The 18170-nt window shown below is 73.7% G+C and carries 11 protein-coding genes, 2 rRNA genes and 1 pseudogene; 1 reads left to right on the forward strand and 13 read right to left on the reverse strand.

Going from position 1 to position 18170, the window contains the following annotated elements:
- Positions 1-85: 85 nt before the first annotated feature.
- From gatB to gatC, 4 genes are all read right to left on the reverse strand, one after another.
- Complete coding sequence (gene gatB / locus BBK14_RS08210; protein ID WP_071060685.1) at positions 86-1603, reverse strand: Asp-tRNA(Asn)/Glu-tRNA(Gln) amidotransferase subunit GatB; 1518 nt, start codon at positions 1601-1603, stop codon at positions 86-88.
- Positions 1600-1848: a hypothetical protein gene (locus BBK14_RS08215; protein ID WP_071060687.1), complete on the reverse strand. Its 249-nt coding sequence runs from the start codon at positions 1846-1848 to the stop codon at positions 1600-1602. The genes gatB and BBK14_RS08215 overlap by 4 nt, the downstream gene beginning before the upstream one ends.
- Positions 1849-1926: 78 nt before the next feature.
- On the reverse strand, positions 1927-3483 hold the full coding sequence (gatA, locus tag BBK14_RS08220; RefSeq protein WP_241831294.1) for an Asp-tRNA(Asn)/Glu-tRNA(Gln) amidotransferase subunit GatA: 1557 nt from the start codon (positions 3481-3483) through the stop codon (positions 1927-1929).
- Positions 3484-3500: 17 nt separating this feature from the next.
- Positions 3501-3797, reverse strand: coding sequence for an Asp-tRNA(Asn)/Glu-tRNA(Gln) amidotransferase subunit GatC (gene gatC, locus BBK14_RS08225; RefSeq protein ID WP_020458721.1), 297 nt, complete (start codon positions 3795-3797; stop codon positions 3501-3503).
- 361 nt (positions 3798-4158) lie between these two features.
- Here gatC and BBK14_RS42730 point away from each other — a divergent pair.
- A pseudogene (locus BBK14_RS42730) lies at positions 4159-4284 on the forward strand (ACT domain-containing protein); the annotation flags it as partial.
- Between the two features lie 84 nt (positions 4285-4368).
- Here the strand turns inward: BBK14_RS42730 and BBK14_RS41630 are convergent.
- From BBK14_RS41630 to BBK14_RS08275, 9 genes are all read right to left on the reverse strand, one after another.
- Positions 4369-7026 carry an EAL domain-containing protein gene (locus BBK14_RS41630; RefSeq protein WP_198541208.1) on the reverse strand — a complete coding sequence of 886 codons (2658 nt, stop codon included), beginning with the start codon at positions 7024-7026 and terminating at the stop codon, positions 4369-4371.
- A gap of 140 nt (positions 7027-7166) precedes the next feature.
- On the reverse strand, positions 7167-9278 hold the full coding sequence (gene ligA, locus BBK14_RS08240) for an NAD-dependent DNA ligase LigA (protein WP_071060693.1): 2112 nt from the start codon (positions 9276-9278) through the stop codon (positions 7167-7169).
- The gene (locus tag BBK14_RS08245) at positions 9275-10393 is read right to left on the reverse strand and encodes a methionine synthase (protein ID WP_071060728.1); all 1119 of its coding nucleotides are present in this window, start codon (positions 10391-10393) and stop codon (positions 9275-9277) included. Before BBK14_RS08245 ends, ligA begins: the two co-directional genes overlap by 4 nt.
- A gap of 269 nt (positions 10394-10662) precedes the next feature.
- Positions 10663-11721, reverse strand: coding sequence for a tRNA 2-thiouridine(34) synthase MnmA (gene mnmA / locus BBK14_RS08250; RefSeq protein ID WP_071060695.1), 1059 nt, complete (start codon positions 11719-11721; stop codon positions 10663-10665).
- Between the two features lie 69 nt (positions 11722-11790).
- Entirely contained in the window at positions 11791-12978 is a 1188-nt protein-coding gene (locus BBK14_RS08255) for a cysteine desulfurase family protein (protein WP_071060697.1), read from the reverse strand.
- A 108-nt stretch (positions 12979-13086) separates the two neighbouring features.
- A complete protein-coding gene (locus tag BBK14_RS08260; protein ID WP_071060699.1) occupies positions 13087-13593 on the reverse strand; it encodes a MarR family winged helix-turn-helix transcriptional regulator in 507 nt (168 codons plus the stop codon).
- 297 nt (positions 13594-13890) lie between these two features.
- Positions 13891-17292: a methylmalonyl-CoA mutase family protein gene (locus BBK14_RS08265; protein WP_071060701.1), complete on the reverse strand. Its 3402-nt coding sequence runs from the start codon at positions 17290-17292 to the stop codon at positions 13891-13893.
- A gap of 490 nt (positions 17293-17782) precedes the next feature.
- Positions 17783-17899: ribosomal RNA gene (rrf, locus tag BBK14_RS08270) — 5S ribosomal RNA — on the reverse strand.
- A 72-nt stretch (positions 17900-17971) separates the two neighbouring features.
- Positions 17972-18170: ribosomal RNA gene (locus BBK14_RS08275) — 23S ribosomal RNA — on the reverse strand; the annotation flags it as partial.

The following is an 18170-nucleotide window of genomic DNA, read 5'->3' on the forward strand; positions in this document are numbered from 1 at the left end:
ACTGACGATCGTCGCACACCGGCCGCCCCGGGCCCGGAGCGAGAACGGAACCAGTGATGTGGCCCACGTCGCCGCCCCGGATGTGTCAGGAGGCCTCGAGGCGCTCCAGCAGCAGGCGGCGGACGGCCGCGGCGTCGGCCTGGCCGCGCATCGCCTTCATAACCGCGCCGACCAGCGGGCCGACGGCGTTCACCTTGCCGCCGCGCACCTTCTCGGCGATGTCGGGCGCGCCGGCGATCGCCGTGTCGACCGCGTCGCGCAGCGCCGAGTCATCGGAGACCACGGCCAGGCCACGGGCGGCGATGACCTCGTCGGCGGAGCCGTCACCGGCGAGCACCCCGTCGATGACCTTGCGCCCGAGCGCGTCGGTGAGCTGCCCGGCCGCGACCAGCTCGCAGATCCGCGCCACGTCAGCCGGGCCGATCGCCAGCTCGCGCGGCTCGACCCCGGCGTCCGCCGCGCGCCGGGCGAGCTCGTTGAGCCACCACTTGCGGGCCGCGGGCGGGCTGGCCCCGGCGGCCACCGTCGCCTCGACCAGGTCGAGCACCCCGGCGTTGCGCATCTCCTGGATGTCGCGCACCGTGTACCCGTGCTCGGCGATGAGCCGGACGCGCCGCTGCGCCGGCAGCTCCGGCACCACCGCGCGAACGGCCTCGATGTACTCGTGCGTGAGCGCGAGGGGCGTCAGGTCCGGCTCGGGGAAGTACCGGTAGTCGGTCGCCTCCTCCTTGGAGCGGCCCGACGACGTCCGCCCGGAGGCCTCGTCGAAGTGCCGGGTCTCCTGCACGACCCGGTCGCCCGCGTCCAGCAGCGCGGCCTGCCGGACGATCTCGAACCGCACCGCCCGCTCGACCGAGCGCAGCGAGTTCAGGTTCTTCGTCTCCGACCGGGTGCCGAACGGCGCCTCGGGCTCACCGGGCGCGGGCCGCAGCCGCAGCGAGACGTTCGCGTCGCAGCGCAGCGAGCCCTGGTCCATCCGGACGTCCGAGACGGCCAGCGCGCGGCACAGCTCACGCAGCTCGTCGACGTAGGCGCGGGCGACCTCCGGCGAGCGGATGTCGGGCTCGGTGACGATCTCGACCAGCGGGATGCCGGCGCGGTTGTAGTCGACCAGCGAGTGGGTCGCCCCGTGGATGCGGCCGGTCGCCCCGCCGACGTGCAGGGACTTGCCGGTGTCCTCCTCCATGTGCACCCGGGTGATCCCGACCCGGTGGATCTCGCCCTCGACCTCGACGTCGAGCCAGCCGTTCGAGCACAGTGGCTCGTCGTACTGGCTGATCTGGAAGTTCTTCGGCATGTCCGGGTAGAAGTAGTTCTTCCGGGCGAACCGGCACCAGGACGCGATCGAACAGTTCAGCGCCAGCCCGATCAGCGTCGCGAAACGCACCGCGGCCTCGTTGACCACGGGCAGCGCGCCGGGCAGGCCCAGGCAGACCGGGCACACCTGGGTGTTCGGCTCCGCACCGAAGGCGGTCGCGCACCCGCAGAACATCTTGGACGCGGTGCCRAGTTCGACGTGGGTCTCCAGCCCGATCACCGACTCGTACCGGGCGGTGGCGTCCTCGTAGGACGGGGTGGCGATGACGGGAGCCGATGTGCTCACCGGGATGACTCCTCTTCGATGCCGTCGACGCCGTCTTCCTCACCCGCGGCGGGCGGGCGGGGAGCGGAGCGGGTGTCACGGACGTGGACGTAACTCAGCGCGATCGCGGCGGGCAGCCCGATGATCCCCCAGACCAGCAGGATCGGGCTCAGCGTCAGGCCGCCGAGGACGAGCACCAGGAGCGTGAGCCCCCAGACGACCATCAGCAGTGCGCGGTCCTGCCGGCCGCTGCGCAACCCGGCCATGTCCCTCCTCGTCCTTACTTTCCCGACCTTCCCCGGCTTCCCGGCCTTCCCAGCTTCCCGGTGTTCCGGGTGCCGGCGCTAGAGCGCGGGTGCCTCGTCCAGCAGCGGATGTCCGCGGCGCGCCTCCAGGGCGGCCTCGAGCGCTCCGCCGACCAGGTAGAGCCGGTCGTCCGCGAACGCCGGGGCCATGATCTGGATGCCGGCGGGCAGCCCGCCCACCAGGCCGGCCGGCAGGCTCATCGCCGGCCCGCCCGCCAGGTTGGACGGGATCGTGCACAGGTCCGACAGGTACATCGACACCGGGTCGTCCACCTTGTCGCCGAGCGGGAAGGCCGGCGTCGGCGTGGTCGGCGAGACCAGCACGTCGGCCTTCTCGTAGGCGGCGGCGAAGTCGCGGCTGATCAGCGTCCGGACCTTCTGCGCCTGCCCGTAGTAGGCGTCGTAGTAGCCCGAGGACAGCGCGTACGTGCCGAGCATGACCCGCCGCTTGACCTCGGCACCGAAGCCGACGTCGCGGGTGTGGCTCATGACCTCCTCGGCACCGGCCCGGCCGTCGTCCCCGGCGCGCAGCCCGAACCGCATCGCGTCGAACCGGGCCAGGTTGGACGAGCACTCGCTCGGCGCGATCAGGTAGTACGCCGCCAGCGCGTAGGTGAAGTGCGGGCAGCTCACCTCCACGACCTCGGCGCCGAGACCGGCCAGCTCCTGGACCGCCGCGTCGAACGCCGCCTGCACACCCGGGTCGTAGCCCTCACCGGAGAGCTCGCGCACCACGCCCACCCGCAGGCCGCGGATGTCGCGGCGCGCGGCGGCCTCGACCACCGGCGGCACCGGCAGGTCGACGCTGGTGCTGTCCAGCGGGTCGTGCCCGGCGATCGCGGCGTGCAGCAGGGCGGCGTCGCCGACGGTGCGGGCCAGCGGCCCGGCCTGGTCTAGCGAGCTGGAGAACGCGACCAGGCCGTAGCGGCTCACCCCGCCGTAGGTCGGCTTGACCCCCACCAGCCCGCACACCGCTGCCGGCTGGCGGATGGACCCGCCGGTGTCGGTGCCGATGGACAGCGGCGCTTCGAAGGCGGCGACCGCCGCCGCGCTGCCACCGCTGCTGCCGCCGGGGATGCGGGTGAGATCCCACGGGTTGCGGGTCGGCCCGTACGCCGAGTTCTCGGTGGACGAGCCCATCGCGAACTCGTCCATGTTGACCTTGCCGAGGATGACCACGTCGGCGGCGCGCAACCGGGAGACCACGGTCGCGTCGTACGGCGGCCGCCAGCCCTCCAGGATGCGGCTGCCGCAGGTCGTCGGCATGCCCCGCGCGGTGAGCACGTCCTTGAGCGCGAGCGGGACGCCGGCGAGCGGGCCGAGCTTCTCCCCGGCGGCGCGGCGGGCGTCGATCGCGCGGGCGGCGGCGAGCGCGCCCTCGGCGTCAACATGCAGGAAGGCGTGGACGGCCTCGTCGACCTTGGCGATGCGGTCGAGCGCGGCGAGGGTCGCGTCCTGCGCGGACAGCTCGCCCGCGGCGATCGCGGCCGCCGTCTCGGCGGCGGTCAGCCGGACGACGTCGTCCGTGCGGCGGGGGGCGCCCGCGCCGGCGGCAGCCGCGGCGGCAGGCGTTGAGGTGCTGGAAACGTCGGTCATGTGCGGCCTGGTGCCCCTCACTCGTCCGGATCGAGAATGCGCGGCACCCGGAACCGGCCCTCCTCGGCGGCGGGCGCACCGGCGAGGACGTCGGCGACCGGCAGCGACGGGCGGGTCACGTCCGCGCGGAAGACATTGGTCAGCGGCACGGCGTGCGAGGTCGGCGGGATGTCCGCGGCCGCGACCTCGGAGACCCGCGCGACGGCGCCGAGGATCGCCTCGAGCTGCGGCGCGAGCGCGTCGAGCTCGGCGTCGGACAGGGACATCCGCGACAGGCGGGCGAGGTTGGCTACCTCGTCCCGGGTGATCGCCATTCCGGTGGACCCCTCGTGGGCGGTGGGCACAGGCCCGAGATCGGTCAGGTCGTCGCGCGCCGTCGTGCGGGTGGTGGCCCGGTGGTGGCCACGACCGGCGGCAGGCCGCTACCGGCGACCCTGACCGCGGCCCGGCCGGCTGGGCGCCGGACGACTACCGCGCCGGTTGCTGCCGGCGGTGACATGCCGGCGAACACAACGTCGGCGTTCCCCACATCGTACGGCCCACCACCCCACCCCGACTCATCCGTGGCGGTTGGCGACACGGCATGGGCGCGGCGGGCGTCGGTAGGGCGGCGCGACACGCGGGCGTGACCCGGCGGCCACCGTTCCGTCACGCCCCTTGCGCATGCTCGACCACATGTCGTACCTGCTCCGGCTCCTGCTTCCCGATCATCCCGGTGTGCTGGGAGCGGTGGCCACGGCACTCGGTGCCGCCGGCATCGACATCGTCAGCCTCACCGTGGTGGAGCACACACCGGCCGGGGCGGTCGACGACCTGATCGTGCTCCTGCCCCCGGGCGGCCTGGCCGAGCGGCTGTTCACCGCGGCCCACTCCGTGCCCGGGGTCTCAGTCGAGTCGCTGCGGCCCTACCAGGCCGACGGCGCCGGGATCAGCGAGGACCTCGAGCTCGTCGACGCGCTCGCCGAACGCCCCGCCGACGCCGTGGCCGTGCTGACCGACCTGGTCGCCGGGGTCTTCCACGCCGACTGGACGCTGCTGCTCGAGTACCTGGGGCCGGGCGACGTCCGGGTCCGGGAGGCCTCGGTGGGCGCGCCGAGCCTGGGCGGCGACGACCTCGGCGTTCCGGAGCGGGTGCGCCTCCCGCTGCCCTGGCTGCCGCTGCGCGCGGCGCGGCGCGTCGTGCCGGACGACGGCGAGTTCCCGGCCCGCTGGGAGGCGGTCAACATGGAGCTCGCCGCGGCCCCGGTCGGGCACGAACGGCTGGCCGTTCTGGTCGGCCGGCCGGGAGGCCCCGCGTTCCGCTCCTCCGAGGTGGCCCGGCTCGCGCACCTGGCCGGCATCGCCGCCACCCTCGCCCGCACGGCCGGCCCCGGCCGCTGAGCACGGCTGCGCGCCGCTGACCGCGGCTGCCGACCGCGGCGGCGCGGCCGTTTCCGCCGACGCGGCGGCGAGCCACGGGGTGAGCAGCACCGCGGGCAGCGCGGGCGCCACGTGCCACCCCTGGGCCGCGTCCGCGCCGAAGCCGGCCAGCCGGCGCCATTCGACGGGGGTCTCCACGCCCTCGGCGACGACCCGCAGCCCCAGGTCCGCGGCCATCCGAACGACCGCGCGGACGAAGTCGGCGTCGCGGTCGGCGCCCGCCATCCGGCCGATCACGGTCCGGTCGATCTTGATCTCCTCGAACGGCAGGCGCCGCAGCGCGTCGAGGGAGACCCGGCCGGTGCCGAAGTCATCCAGGCTGACCCGCACGCCGAGGTCCGCCAGGTCGCGCAGCGCCCCGGCCGGCTCGTCACCGTCCGCGGTGACGGCGCCCTCGGTGACCTCGAAGGTCAGCGCCGCGGCCGGCAGGCCGGTCTCGGCCAGCGCGGTCGCGACCGAGCCGACGAAGCCGGGGTCGCGCAGGTCACGCGCGGACGCGTTCAGCGCGACCGCCACCGGGATCCCCGCCGCGTTCCACCGGGCGACCTGCGCGAGCGCGCGGCCCATCACCCACGACGTGATCGGGCGGATCAGGCCGGCGGACTCGGCGAGCGGGACGAAGACTCCCGGCAGCAGCAGCCCCCGGCTGGGGTGCCGCCAGCGCAGCAGCGCCTCGACCCGCCGCACCCGCCCGTCGGCGATCTCCGCCTGCGGCTGGTAGTGCACCTCGAGCTGCCCGTGCTCCAGGGCGTAGCCGAGTTCGGCGGTCGTCCGGGCTCGTAGCCGGGCACGGCTGGCGTCACGCGGCCCGTAGGCCTGGACGCCGAGGCGGTGCTCCTTCGCGGTGTACATGGCGAGGTCGGCGCACCGCGACAGCGCGGGAAGGTCGCCGCCGTGGTCCGGGTAGAGCGCGACCCCGACGCTCGCGTCGACGTCGCAGAACTGCCCGTCGATCTCGTACGGGGCACGCAGCACGCCGCGGACGCGCCCGGCCACCTCCCCGACCACCGTCCGGCCCGCCTCGCCGGCCGGCAGCGCGGGCAGCAGGACGGCGAACTCGTCGCCGCCCAGCCGCGCGACGACGTCACCGGGGCGCAGCGCGGCGGTGAGCCGGGCCGCGGCGACGACCAGCAGCCGGTCGCCGACCTCGTGCCCCAGCCGGTCGTTGACCTCCTTGAACCGGTCCAGGTCGAGCAGCAGCAGGCCGACCCGGCAGCCGGTCCGCTCGGCCGCGCGGAAGCTGGCGGCCGCGCGCTCGGCGAGCTCCGCCCGGTTCGGCAGCCCGGTGAGCCCGTCATGGCGGGCCTCGTGCTCCTTCTGCCGGGAGACCTCACCGACCCGGGCCACCACCAGCAGCGCCGGCAGCAGCAGCGGCACCAGCCAGGCGCTTCGCGCCGCGGCGACCACCACCAGCGGCGCGAGGGACAGCGTCGCCACCCCGCCCGCCACCCGGCGCCGCAGGTCGGCGAGGGGAGCCCGGTACCCGGCGTGGGCACGGCCCCCGCCACGGCCGGCCGCGCCGCCGACGGCCGCCGGCCCGCGCGGGTGCGTAGGCAGGCCGAGCAGGTCGTCGACGGCGAACAGCGCGAGGCCGGCGAGCGCGACCTCGGGCAGATCCCCGGCCCCGAGATCGGCTCCGAGGCCGTACGCGGCCACCACGGCTCCCGCCGCGCACAGCGCCAGCGAGCGGCGCCCGACGACCACCATCACCCACCGCGGGCGCGCGCCCCGCACGAGCTCCAGCAGGACGCCGACGACCAGGTGCGCCGCCAGCGCGGGCGTCGTTCCCCAACCGAGCAGGAGCGCGAACAGGAAGGTCACCGTGAGATCACTGCCGCCGGCGCCCGGCCCGCCCGCTCGGCGCCGGGCACCCAGCGCGCCCGCCGGCAGACCGGCCGGCCCGAAGGCGCCCGGCCAGGCCCCACCGGCGGGCACCGGCTGCGACCCGACGAGAAGGGCGAGCCCGGCGATCAGCACGAAGGCCACGCCCAGGTTGTCGAAGGCACCGCGCCAGCCCCCGGCGACGGCGACCACCGCGGCCGTCAGGCATCCCGCCGCGCCGACCGCGGCCCCCCACCCGGCCCCTGGCTCCGGCGGCACGTCGCCGGCTCGCGGGGCGCGCATCAGCGGCGACCGGAACGGCCCCGCGTCGATCCCTCGACGCGTCGGGGACGGGCGCACCGACGCCCGGCCACACCGACGAGAACATGACGGAACATATGAGTGCTCACCGTAATGAACCTTTCGCTGCCAGGATGCGAAGGTTACCCGTCGACCTCCTCGAGCACGGCGAGCGCCCTAGCCGCATCCGCTCCGTCACGGAGAAGCACGGCGAATCCGGCTTCGTCCAGGAGCGGGATCTTCAGGGTGCGGGCCTTGTCGTACTTCGACGCCCCGGGATCGGCGCCGGCGACGACGAACGTCGTCTTCTTGCTCACCGAGCCCGTCACCTTGCCGCCGCGGGACTGCACCGCCTCGGTCGCCGTGTCCCGACTCCAGCCGTCCAGGGTGCCGGTGATGACCACCACGACGCCGTCCAGCGGCCCGGGGCCCTCGCCGGCGCCCTCGTCGGCCAGGCGGACCCCGCCCGAGGCGATCCGGGCGACGATGTCGCGGTGCCGCGGGTCGGCGAACCAGTCGACCACCGCGTCGGCGATCTTCGGCCCGACGCCGTCGACGGCCGCGAGCCGCTCGGCGGGCGCCGTCGCGATCGCGTCGAGGGAACGCAGCTCCCGGGCCAGCCCGCGGGCGGCCGTCGGCCCGACGTGACGGATCGACAGCCCGACCAGCAACCGCCACAGCGGGCGGTCACGAGCCGCCTCCAGGCCGCGCAGGATCTGCTCGATCTTCTTGTCGGCGAAGCCACGCAGCCCCTCGAAGGACTCCGGGGCCAGGTGGAAGACGTCGCCGATGTCGTGGATCCGGCCCTCCGCGAGCAGGACCGTCGCCGTCTCGTAACCGAGCCCGTCGATGTCGAGCGCGCCGCGCGACGCCAGGTGGAACACCGACTCCCGCAGCTGCGCCGGGCACGAGACGGTGTTCGGGCAGCGGATGTCGACCTCGCCCTCGGGGCGGACCAGCTCGGTGCCGCACTCCGGGCAGTGCGTGGGCATCACGAACGCGCGCTCGGAACCGTCACGCAGGTCGACGACCGGGCTGACGATCTCGGGGATGACGTCACCGGCCTTGCGCAGCACCACGGTGTCGCCGATCAGGACGCCTTTGCGACCCACCTCGTCGATGTTGTGGAGGGTGGCCATCGCCACCGTCGACCCCGCCACCTTCACCGGCTCGAGCACCCCGAACGGGGTCACCCGGCCGGTGCGGCCGACGTTCACCTGGATGTCGCGCAGCCGGGTGGTGACCTCCTCCGGCGGGTACTTGAACGCGACCGCCCAACGGGGGGCCTTCGAGGTGGCGCCGAGGCGACGCTGCTGGCCGAAGTCGTCGACCTTCACGACGACCCCGTCGATCTCGTGCTCGACGTCGTGGCGGTGCTCGCCCCAGCGCCGGACGAAGGCGAGCACGTCCTCCACCGAGGCCAGCACCTCGTGACGGGCGGAGACCGGCAGCCCCAGCTCGGCGAGCCGCGCGTACGCGCCCGACTGGGACGCCACGTCGAAGCCCTGGTGGGCGCCGAGGCCGTGCACGATCATGTCGAGCGGACGGCTGGCGGTGACCCGGGGGTCCTTCTGGCGCAGCGACCCGGCGGCGGCGTTGCGCGGGTTGGCGAACGGTGCCTTCCCCGCCTCAACCAGCGCGGCGTTGAGCTCGGTGAACCGCTCGGTCGGGAAGAACACCTCGCCGCGCACCTCGAGCAGCTCCGGCACGGCCGGGCCGCGCAGCCGGGACGGCACGCTCGCCAGGGTCCGCACGTTGGGCGTGATGTCCTCCCCCGTTCGACCGTCGCCGCGGGTGGCCGCGCGGACGAGCCGGCCGCCCTCGTAGACGAGGTCGACCGCCAGCCCGTCGATCTTCAGCTCGCACAGCCACGCCGTGACGGGCTGCTCCCGCGCGGCGCGCGCCGCCCAGGCGTGGAACTCCTCGTCGGTGAAGACGTTGTCGAGTGACAGCAGCCGTTCCAGGTGCTCGACCGGGGTGAACAGCGTCGAGTAGGAGCCGGCGACCTTCTGGGTCGGCGAGTCCGGGGTGCGCAGCTCGGGGTGCCGCTCCTCGATCGCCTCCAGCTCGCGCATAAGCGCGTCGTACTCGGCGTCGGCGACGGTCGGCTTGTCGAGCACGTAGTAGCGGTAGGCGTGTTCCTCCAGCTCGCGGGCCAGCTCGGCGGCCCGGCCACGCTCGTCGGCGGCCAGACCAACCTCGTCGGCGGCCAGGCCGCGCTCGTCGGCAGCCAGGCCGCGCTCGTCCACGCTCACTGTGGAGATTCCACCAGGACCCGCGCCGCCTCACGGCAGTGCCGCAGCGCGGCGCGCGCGTCACCCACCCTGGCATTGGCCAGACCACACGTCGGTGTCACGGCCACCACCTCCCCGAGTAGTTCCGGAGCGAACCCCAGCCGACGCCACAGGTCGACCGCCACCGCGACCGTACGACGGGGGTCCGACAGGTTCCCGGCGCCGTCCGTCGGCACCAGGCCGAACATCAGGCCGACGCCCGCCTCGACCGCCTCGCCGACCGCGTCGTCCTGCGCCCGGGTGAGCAGGGTCGCGTCGAGGCCGACGAACCGCGCGCCGGCCCGCCGCAGCAGGTCGAGCGGCACGTCCGGCGCGCAGCAGTGCACGCCGGACGCGGCGACCGACGCCGCCCCGGTCACCGCGGACAGCACGCCGGCCAGCCGCTCGGTCGCCGGCCCCTCCTCTACGGCGGGCAGGACGGAGAACCCGCTGGGAGTACGGATGTGGCCGGCGAGCATAGCCGGCAGCGACGGCTCGTCGAGCTGGACGAGCATCCGGGCACCCGGAATCCGTCGCCCCAGGTCGGCCAGGTGGGCGACCAGCCCCTCGGCGAGCGCCTCCGCCAGATCCCGGGCCGCGCCCTGATCGGCGAGCGCCTTGTGCCCACGCGGCAGCTCGACCCCGCCGGCCAGCGTCCAGGGCCCCGCGGCCGACACCTTGAGCGGCCCGGTGTAGCCGGCGGCCGCCTCGGTGAACGCGTCCAGATCCCGGGCGAGCAGGTCACGGGCCCGACGCAGGTCCAGGCCGGGCCGCGGCACCAGCCGCCACCCGGACGGCTGGAAGTCGACCGGCAGGTCCACCAGCAGCGCGCACGAACGGCCGATGATGTCGGCGCCGACCCCGCGGCCCGGCAGCTCCGGCAGGAACGGCAGGTCCGGCACCTCCCCCAGGACGTACCGCGCGGCCTCGACCGGGTCGAGATCCGGCAGCGACCCGACCCCGGAGGCCGTCCCGGGCGGCCAGGGGATGCCCGCCCGCTCGGCGGTCCCGTCGCTGCCCAGCGGTGAGACACCCTCCCCCGGCACGTCCCGGATCGGCTCCGGGCCCGCGCCCCGCTCAGTGGCAGACCACGTCATCACCACATCGACTCCTTAGATTCCGGCCGCGACCCCAGGCCACGGCCGGCGAACAACACCCACCAGAATCACTCGCCAGAATCACCCACCAGGATCGCCCGTCAGGATCACCCGTCGGAACGACCCGCCGGCGGAACCCCTCGGATGACTCGCTGGCAGGACCCGTCAGCACGCGGAAACCGCGCCCGGCGCATCACCGAAGGCGCGCCGCAGGCCACACGAGCCACTCCGGCCAGGCGGGCGGCCGGGCTTCGGGCGGGCCCGGTGCCTCAGGCCGCCAGGGAGCGGATGCGCCCGCCGCCGAGCACCCGGTCGCCGTCGTAGAAGACCACGGCCTGGCCCGCCGCGGTGCCGCGCACCGGCTCCGCCAGCCGCACGTCGAGCTCGTCGCCCCGGGCCGTCACCACCGCGGGGACCACCCCGCCGTGCGCCCGGACCTGCGCGGTGCACGACACCGGCCCGTCATGGGGCCAGACCATCCGCTCCGCGACCAGGCTGCGCATGTCCAGCGCGCTGGACGGGCCGACGGTCACCGTCGACGTCGCCGGGGAGATCTCCAGCACGTAGCGCGGGCGGCCGTCCGGCGCGGGACGTCCCAGCCCGAGCCCCCGGCGCTGCCCGACCGTGAAGGCGTACGCCCCGTCGTGCTCGCCGAGGGTCTCGCCGGTCTCCGCGTCGACGACCGGGCCCGGACGCGGCCCCAGGCGCTCGCGCAGCCAGGCGCCGGTGTCCCCGGAGGCCACAAAACAGATGTCGTGGCTGTCCGGCTTGTCGGCGACGGCGAGGCCACGGCGCGCGGCCTCCTCGCGGACCTGGGCCTTCGTCGAGTCGCCGAGCGGGAACCGGGCCGCGGCGAGCTGCTCGGGCCGCAGGGTGCCGAGCACGTACGACTGGTCCTTCGCCGGGTCCACCGAGCGGCGCAGCGTGCCGTCCTCGTCCAGCCGGGCGTGGTGCCCGGTGACGACCGCGTCGAAGCCGAGCGCGAGCGCCTTCTCCAGCACCGCGGCGAACTTGATGCGCTCGTTGCAGCGCACGCAGGGGTTGGGCGTGCGCCCGGCCGAGTAGTCGGCGACGAACTCGTCGATGACCTCGGTCTCGAAACGCTCCGCGAGATCCCAGACGTAGAAGGGGATGCCGAGCACGTCGGCGGCACGGCGGGCGTCGCGGGCGTCCTCGAGCGTGCAGCACCCACGGGCACCGACCCGGTCCGAGGCGGGCGAGCGCGACAGCGCCAGGTGGACGCCGGTCACGTCATGGCCGGCGTCGACGGCCCTGGCGGCGGCCACCGCCGAGTCGACGCCGCCCGACATGGCCGCGAGCACCCTCATCCGGCTCACGATCCCACCCCTCGTCCACACCGCCGGCTCGGCGGGCGCTCCCGCCGCCGGCTCATCGACTCACCCCGCGCTCAGACCCGCGAGCTCACCGGCGCGGCTGGCGCGCGCCACCACCGGACCGATCACGGCGACCAGCGCGTCGACGTCCGCCGCCGACGAGCCGTGCCCGAGCGAGAACCGCAGCGACCCACGGGCGTGGGCCTCACCGGCGCCCATCGCCAACAACACGTGCGAGGGCCGCGCCACTCCCGCCGAGCAGGCCGAGCCCGTCGAGCATTCCACCCCGTGCGCGTCGAGCAGCATCAGCAGCGAGTCGCCCTCGCAGCCGGGGAAGGTCAGGTGTGCGTTTCCGGGCAGCCGGCCGGCGCCGGGGGCGGCACCGTTGAGCGTCGCCCCGGGCACCTCGGCCAGCACCCGGCGCACGAGGTCGTCGCGCAGCGAGGCCAGCCGGACCCGCTCGGCGGGCAGCTCCGCGGTGACGGCGGCCGCCGCCGCGGCGAAGGCGGCCACTCCCGGGGTGTTGAGCGTCCCGGAGCGGACGTCGCGCTCCTGCCCGCCGCCGTGCGCCAGCGGCTCCACCTCGACCCCGCGCCGCACGAGCAGCGCGCCCACCCCCACCGGGCCGCCGATCTTGTGCGCGCTGATCGTCAGCGCGTCCGCCTCACTGGCGGCGAACGACGTCTCGATCTGCCCGAACGCCTGGACGGCGTCGGTGTGGAACGGGATGTCGCGAGCGTGGGCGACCCGGGCCAGCTCGGCGACCGGCTGGATGGTGCCCACCTCGCTGTTCGCCCACATCACCGAGACGAGCGCGACCGAGGCCGGGTCGGACTCCACCGCGGCGCGCAGCACCTCGGGGGCGACCAGGCCGGTCTCGTCCACCGGCAGCGTCTCCAGCACCGCCCCCTGCCGCCGGGCCAGCCAGGACGCGGTGTCCAGCACCGCCGGGTGCTCCACCGCGCTGACCAGGATCCGGCGCCGGCGCGGGTCGGCGGCGCGGCGCGACCAGTACAGCCCCTTGATCGCCAGATTGTCGCTCTCCGTGCCGCCCGCGGTGAAGATCAGGTCGGACGGCCGCGCGCCCAGCACCTCGGCCAGGGACTCCCTCGACTCCTCGACGATCCGGCGGGCGCGCCGACCGCCGGCGTGCAGCGATGAGGCGTTCCCGGCGTCCGTCAACACGGCGGTGAACGCCGCGACGGCCTCCGGGCGCATCGGCGTGGTCGCCGCGTGGTCGAGGTAGGTCACGTCTGTAGAGGGTAGCTGCCACTCGGGCGCCCCACCCGGCCTCGGGACGACCGCCCGAACCCGGCCGCGCACCGGGCCGGGGCACCGGTTGGCCCGGGTCCGGGCGGGTCAGAAGTCGCCGGCACCGCGCCGCAGGTCGGTGAGCAGCTCGACGAGGTCCCGCACACCGCTGTCAGGAAGCCCGGGGTCGGCGAACACCGTGTCGTTGAGCTTCTCGGTGGCCGCGAGCGCCGTCGCCCGCCCGTCCTCGGTGATCTCGGCGAGGATCGCGCGCCGATCCGTCGGATGCGGCAGGCGGCGCACCTGCCCGCGGGCCTCCAGCCTGTCCACGGCGCTGGTGACGCTGGTCGGGTGCACCTGCAGCAGGCTCCCGATGCGGCTCAGCGGCAGCGAGCCCTTGCGGCTGAACAGCAGGAGCATGAGCAGCTCGTAGCGGGCGAACGTGAGATCGAGGGGCCGCAGGACCTCGTCGACCCGGGCGAGCAGGATCTGCTGCGCGCGCATCAGCGAGGTGACGGCGGCCATGCCGTCCGCGACGGGCCCCCATCCGTGGGCGGTCCACTGCCGGTGCGCCTCCGCGATCGGGTCGGTCGGAAGCGGTTTCGGCTGTGACACGGGTGCAATATCTCCAGGACGGGATCGTCGGGCCGGCAGACCATCGACAGCGGAGCCATCAACAATAGCCATTCCGGCGTACGACCGTTGCATCCGGGAACGGCGATGCTGGCAACGTTGGCGATGCCGGCAACATGAAGGCCACACAGCGCGCCCAGGTGCGCATCCCCGCCGACGCCCGGATCGACGTCCGACCGACATCTGGTGATCGCCTGATGATCGACGAACCAGGTGGCGTGGGTGCACACGCACGACGCGCCGCTGCCCGCGCACCGGCACCGGCCCGCGGTCACGTCGTCAGATGTTACGCCTGTACTGTCCGCCGACCTCGAAGAACGCCGCGCTGATCTGGCCCAGGGAACACACCCGCACGGCGTCCATCAGCACCTCGAAAGTGTTACCGCCCGCCGCGGCGACCTGCCGCAGCCGCTCGAGAGCCTGCTGGGCGGGCTCGCGGTTACGGCTGGTGAAGTCCGCCAGGCGCCGCAGCTGGGACTGCTTCTCCTCCTCGGTGGCCCGGGCGAGCTCCAGCGGACYGGCTCCCTTGTCGTCGGCGTCCGGCCCGATGAAGGTGTTCACCCCGATGATCGGCAGGGAGCCGTCGTGCTTGCGCCGCTCGTAGAGCATCGACTCATCCTGGATGCGCCCGCGCTGGTAACCGGTCTCCATCGCGCCGAGAACACCGCCCCGCTCGGAGATCCGCTCGAACTCGGCCAGCACCGCCTCCTCGACGAGGTCGGTCAGCTCGTCGATCACGAAGGAGCCCTGCAGCGGGTTCTCGTTCCCGGCGAGCCCCCATTCCTGATCGATGATCATCTGGATGGCCAGCGCCCGCCGCACGGACTGCTCCGTGGGCGTCGTCACAGCCTCGTCGTAGGCGTTGGTGTGCAGGCTGTTGCAGTTGTCGTAGATCGCACACAATGCCTGCAAGGTCGTCCGGATGTCGTTGAAGTTCATCTCCCGCGCGTGCAGCGACCGACCCGAGGTCTGCACGTGGTACTTGAGCTTCTGGGAGCGCTCCGCCGCGCCGTAGCGCTCGCGCATCGCGACCGCCCAGATCCGCCGGGCCACCCGGCCGATCACGCTGTACTCGGCGTCCATGCCGTTGGAGAAGAAGAACGACAGGTTGGGCGCGAAGTCGTCGATCCGCATTCCGCGCGCCAGGTAGGCCTCGACGTAGGTGAACCCGTTGGCGAGCGTGAACGCGAGCTGACTGATCGGGTTCGCCCCGGCCTCCGCGATGTGGTAGCCGGAGATCGAAACCGAGTAGAAGTTTCGGACGCGGTGGTCGATGAACCATTCCTGCACGTCCGCCATGCAGCGCAGGGCGAACTCCGTCGAGAAGATGCAGGTGTTCTGGCCCTGGTCCTCCTTGAGGATGTCCGCCTGCACGGTGCCGCGCACGTTCGCCAGCGCCCAGGCTGCCACCTCGGCCGTCTCGGCCGCCGACGGCTCGCGCCCGTTCTCCGTCCGGAACAGCTCGAGCCGCTGGTCGATCGCGGTGTTGAGGAACATCGCCAGAATCGCCGGGGCCGGGCCGTTGATCGTCATCGAGACGCTCGTCGTCGGCGAGCACAGGTCGAATCCCGCGTAAAGCGCCTTCATGTCGTCCAGCGTCGCCACGGAGACCCCGGACGTCCCGATCTTTCCGTACACGTCCGGGCGGGGGCCCGGGTCCCGCCCGTAAAGCGTGACCGAGTCGAACGCTGTACTCAGCCGGGTCGCCGACGAGTCGGCGGAGAGCAGGTGGAACCGCCGGTTCGTGCGGAACGGGTCGCCCTCGCCGGCGAACATCCGGGCCGGTGCCTCACCGGCCCGCTTGTACGGGAACACGCCCGCGGTGAACGGGAAGAGCCCCGGCAGGTTCTCCCGCCGCAGGAACCGTACGAGGCGGGCGTCGTCGTCGATCCGCGGCACCGCCACCCGGGGGACGGCGGTACCCGACAGCGTCGTGCGCCGCAGCGGGGTGCGGATCTCCCGGTCGCGCACCGTGTAGACCATCTCCTCGCCGGACCGCTCGGCGACCAGGGCGGGCCAGCCGTCGAGCAGCTCGCGGGTCCGCGCGTCCAGCGCCGCGTCAGCCGCGTCCCGGAGGCTCCGCAGCCGCGCCAGCGCGTCACCCGGACCGCCGGCGCCATTCGAGCTCGCGTGATCCGCCTGGGCGCCGTCGAGCTCGGCGATCGCCGTGGACAGGTGCTGGCGCCGGCGGGCGAGCTCGGACAGCTCCTCGGTGTGCGCGTGGTAGCCGCGCACCGCATCGGCGATCTCCGCGAGGTAGCGGACCCGTGCCGGCGGCACCACCGTCGTCAGCCCCGAGGAGACACGGACGTCCACCGCCGGCAGCCGGCCCGGGACCACGCGCAGCCCGCGCTCGCGCAGCAGGTCGCGCAGGAACTGGTAGAGCGCGGTCACCCCGTCGTCGCTGAACCGCGCGGCCGAGGTGCCGAACACCGGCATCTCCTCCCAGGAAGCGCCGAAGTCCTCCCGGTTGCGCACTATCTGACGCGCGACGTCGCGCCGCGCGTCCTCCGCTCCGCGGCGCTCGAACTTGTTGACCGCCACGACATCCGCGAAGTCGAGCATGTCGATCTTCTCGAGTTGGGACGCGGCCCCGTACTCGGGGGTCATCACGTACATCGAGACGTCACAGAAGGGCACGATCGCCGCGTCGCCCTGGCCGATGCCCGGAGTCTCCACGATGATCAGGTCGTACCCGGCGGCCTTGCAGGCCGCGATGATGTCGGCGAGGTGCTCGGGCAGCTCGCGCCCCGCGCCGCGGGTGGCCAGCGAGCGGAAGAAGACCCCGCTCCCGTGGACGCCACTCCCCTGGGCACCGTTCCCCTGGCGGCCCTTCGCCGGACCGCCGTCCGCCGGACCGCCGCCGTCGGGCTCACCGCCGAGGAAGCCGGCTCCCAGCGCGTTCATCCTGATCCGGTCGCCGAGCAGCGCACCGCCGCCACGCCGCCGGGTCGGGTCGACCGCGAGGACGGCGATGCGCAGGCCGTCTTCCTGGTCGAGACGGAAACGGCGCAGCACCTCGTCCGTGAGCGACGACTTCCCGGACCCGCCGGTACCGGTGATGCCGAGCACCGGCACGGCCGGTCCGCACTCGGCCGCCTCGCGCAGCGCTGCGGCCAGGGCCGGGTTCCGGCCGTCCTCGAGCACGGTGATCGCCCGGGCCAGCGCGGACTCGTCGCCGGCCCGCACCGCCTCGACCGCCGGCGGGCGCGCCGCGAGATCGACGTCCCCGTCACGGACGATGCTGTTGACCATCAGGTGCAGGCCGAGCCGCTGGCCATCCTCCGGGGAGAAGATCCTCGCGACACCGCGGGAGTGCAGTAGCGCGATCTCGTCCGGCACGATGACCCCGCCGCCGCCGCCGTACACACCGATGTGCCCGGCTCCCCGCTCCCGCAGCCGGTCCACCAGGTAGGTGAAGTACTCGACGTGACCGCCCTGGTAGGACGAGATCGCGACCGCCTGCGCGTCCTCCTGGATCGCCGCCGTCACGATCTCGTCGACGCCCCGGTCGTGACCGAGGTGGATCACCTCGGCTCCCTGGGCCTGCAGGATCCGGCGCATGATGTTGATCGCCGCGTCATGGCCGTCGAACAGCGACGCCGCGGTGACGACGCGCACCGGCCAGACGGGCACGTGCAGGGCGGGGGCCTCCTGGCCCACCACGGTGGCTGCGCTCATGTGGCTTGCTCCCGAGGACGGTACGCGGACACCAACGACCGTCGTTGGCACTCCGATAGTAGGACGTCCATTTAACTGGGGCCACCGAGACCATGGACATGCTGGCGGCACAGGGGCGTCGAACCCGTCACACAGCAGGAGGACCGGTCGCCGTGACCTGGCGTTCCGGCATGACCCGAACCCTCCACGTTCCGGGTTCCGGCGCCGGTCCGAACGCTCCAGGGGCCTCCGCCTGGGGCTCCTTCTCACAAGCCTGACGCCAGCCGATGAGCCGAGCGGGCCGAGCGGGCCGGAGCGCGCTCGCCGGCGGCCTGGTCACCAAGACCAGCGGGGGTGTCCTGCATGGCTGGCAGCCGAGCCGACGGGGCTGCCTCAGGCAACAGCCTCCGTCGCTCTGACATGACCTGTCAGCCGTCGGCCGGGAAAAGGTCCGGAAATACAGGTGGGGGCTGCTCCCGGCCACAGCCAGAAACAGCCCCCACCAAAAGAAGTCCGGCGGCGTCCTACTCTCCCACGCGGTCACCCACGCAGTACCATCGGCGCTGAAGGGCTTAGCTACCGGGTTCGGAATGGAACCGGGCGTTTCCCCTTCGCCAAAGCCACCGAAACACTATCAGACCCAACCGAAACCGGTCGCAGCCCGAGAACCGCACAGTGGACGCAGAACAGCAGAATCTTTGTGGTCAAGCCCTCGGCCTATTAGTACCGGTCAGCTCCATGCGTTGCCGCACTTCCACCTCCGGCCTATCAACCCGATCATCTAGTCGGGGGCCTTACCAGGCTACCCTGTGGGAGACCTCATCTCGAAGCGAGCTTCCCGCTTAGATGCTTTCAGCGGTTATCCCTTCCGAACGTAGCCAACCAGCCATGCTCTTGGC

Source organism: Parafrankia soli (genome assembly GCF_001854695.1).
GTDB classification, from domain to species: Bacteria; Actinomycetota; Actinomycetes; order Frankiales; family Frankiaceae; genus Parafrankia; species Parafrankia soli.

Bases quoted from the DNA above. Each gene is read 5' to 3' on its own strand.
- BBK14_RS41630 (WP_198541208.1), bottom strand. From the start codon at position 7,026: ATGCGCGCCCCGCGAGCCGGCGACGTGCCGCCGGAGCCAGGGGCCGGG.
- gatC (WP_020458721.1), bottom strand. From the start codon at position 3,797: ATGGCGATCACCCGGGACGAGGTAGCCAACCTCGCCCGCCTGTCGCGG.
- BBK14_RS08215 (WP_071060687.1), bottom strand. From the start codon at position 1,848: ATGGCCGGGTTGCGCAGCGGCCGGCAGGACCGCGCACTGCTGATGGTC.
- gatA (WP_241831294.1), bottom strand. From the start codon at position 3,483: ATGACCGACGTTTCCAGCACCTCAACGCCTGCCGCCGCGGCTGCCGCC.
- BBK14_RS08245 (WP_071060728.1), bottom strand. From the start codon at position 10,393: ATGACGTGGTCTGCCACTGAGCGGGGCGCGGGCCCGGAGCCGATCCGG.
- mnmA (WP_071060695.1), bottom strand. From the start codon at position 11,721: ATGAGGGTGCTCGCGGCCATGTCGGGCGGCGTCGACTCGGCGGTGGCC.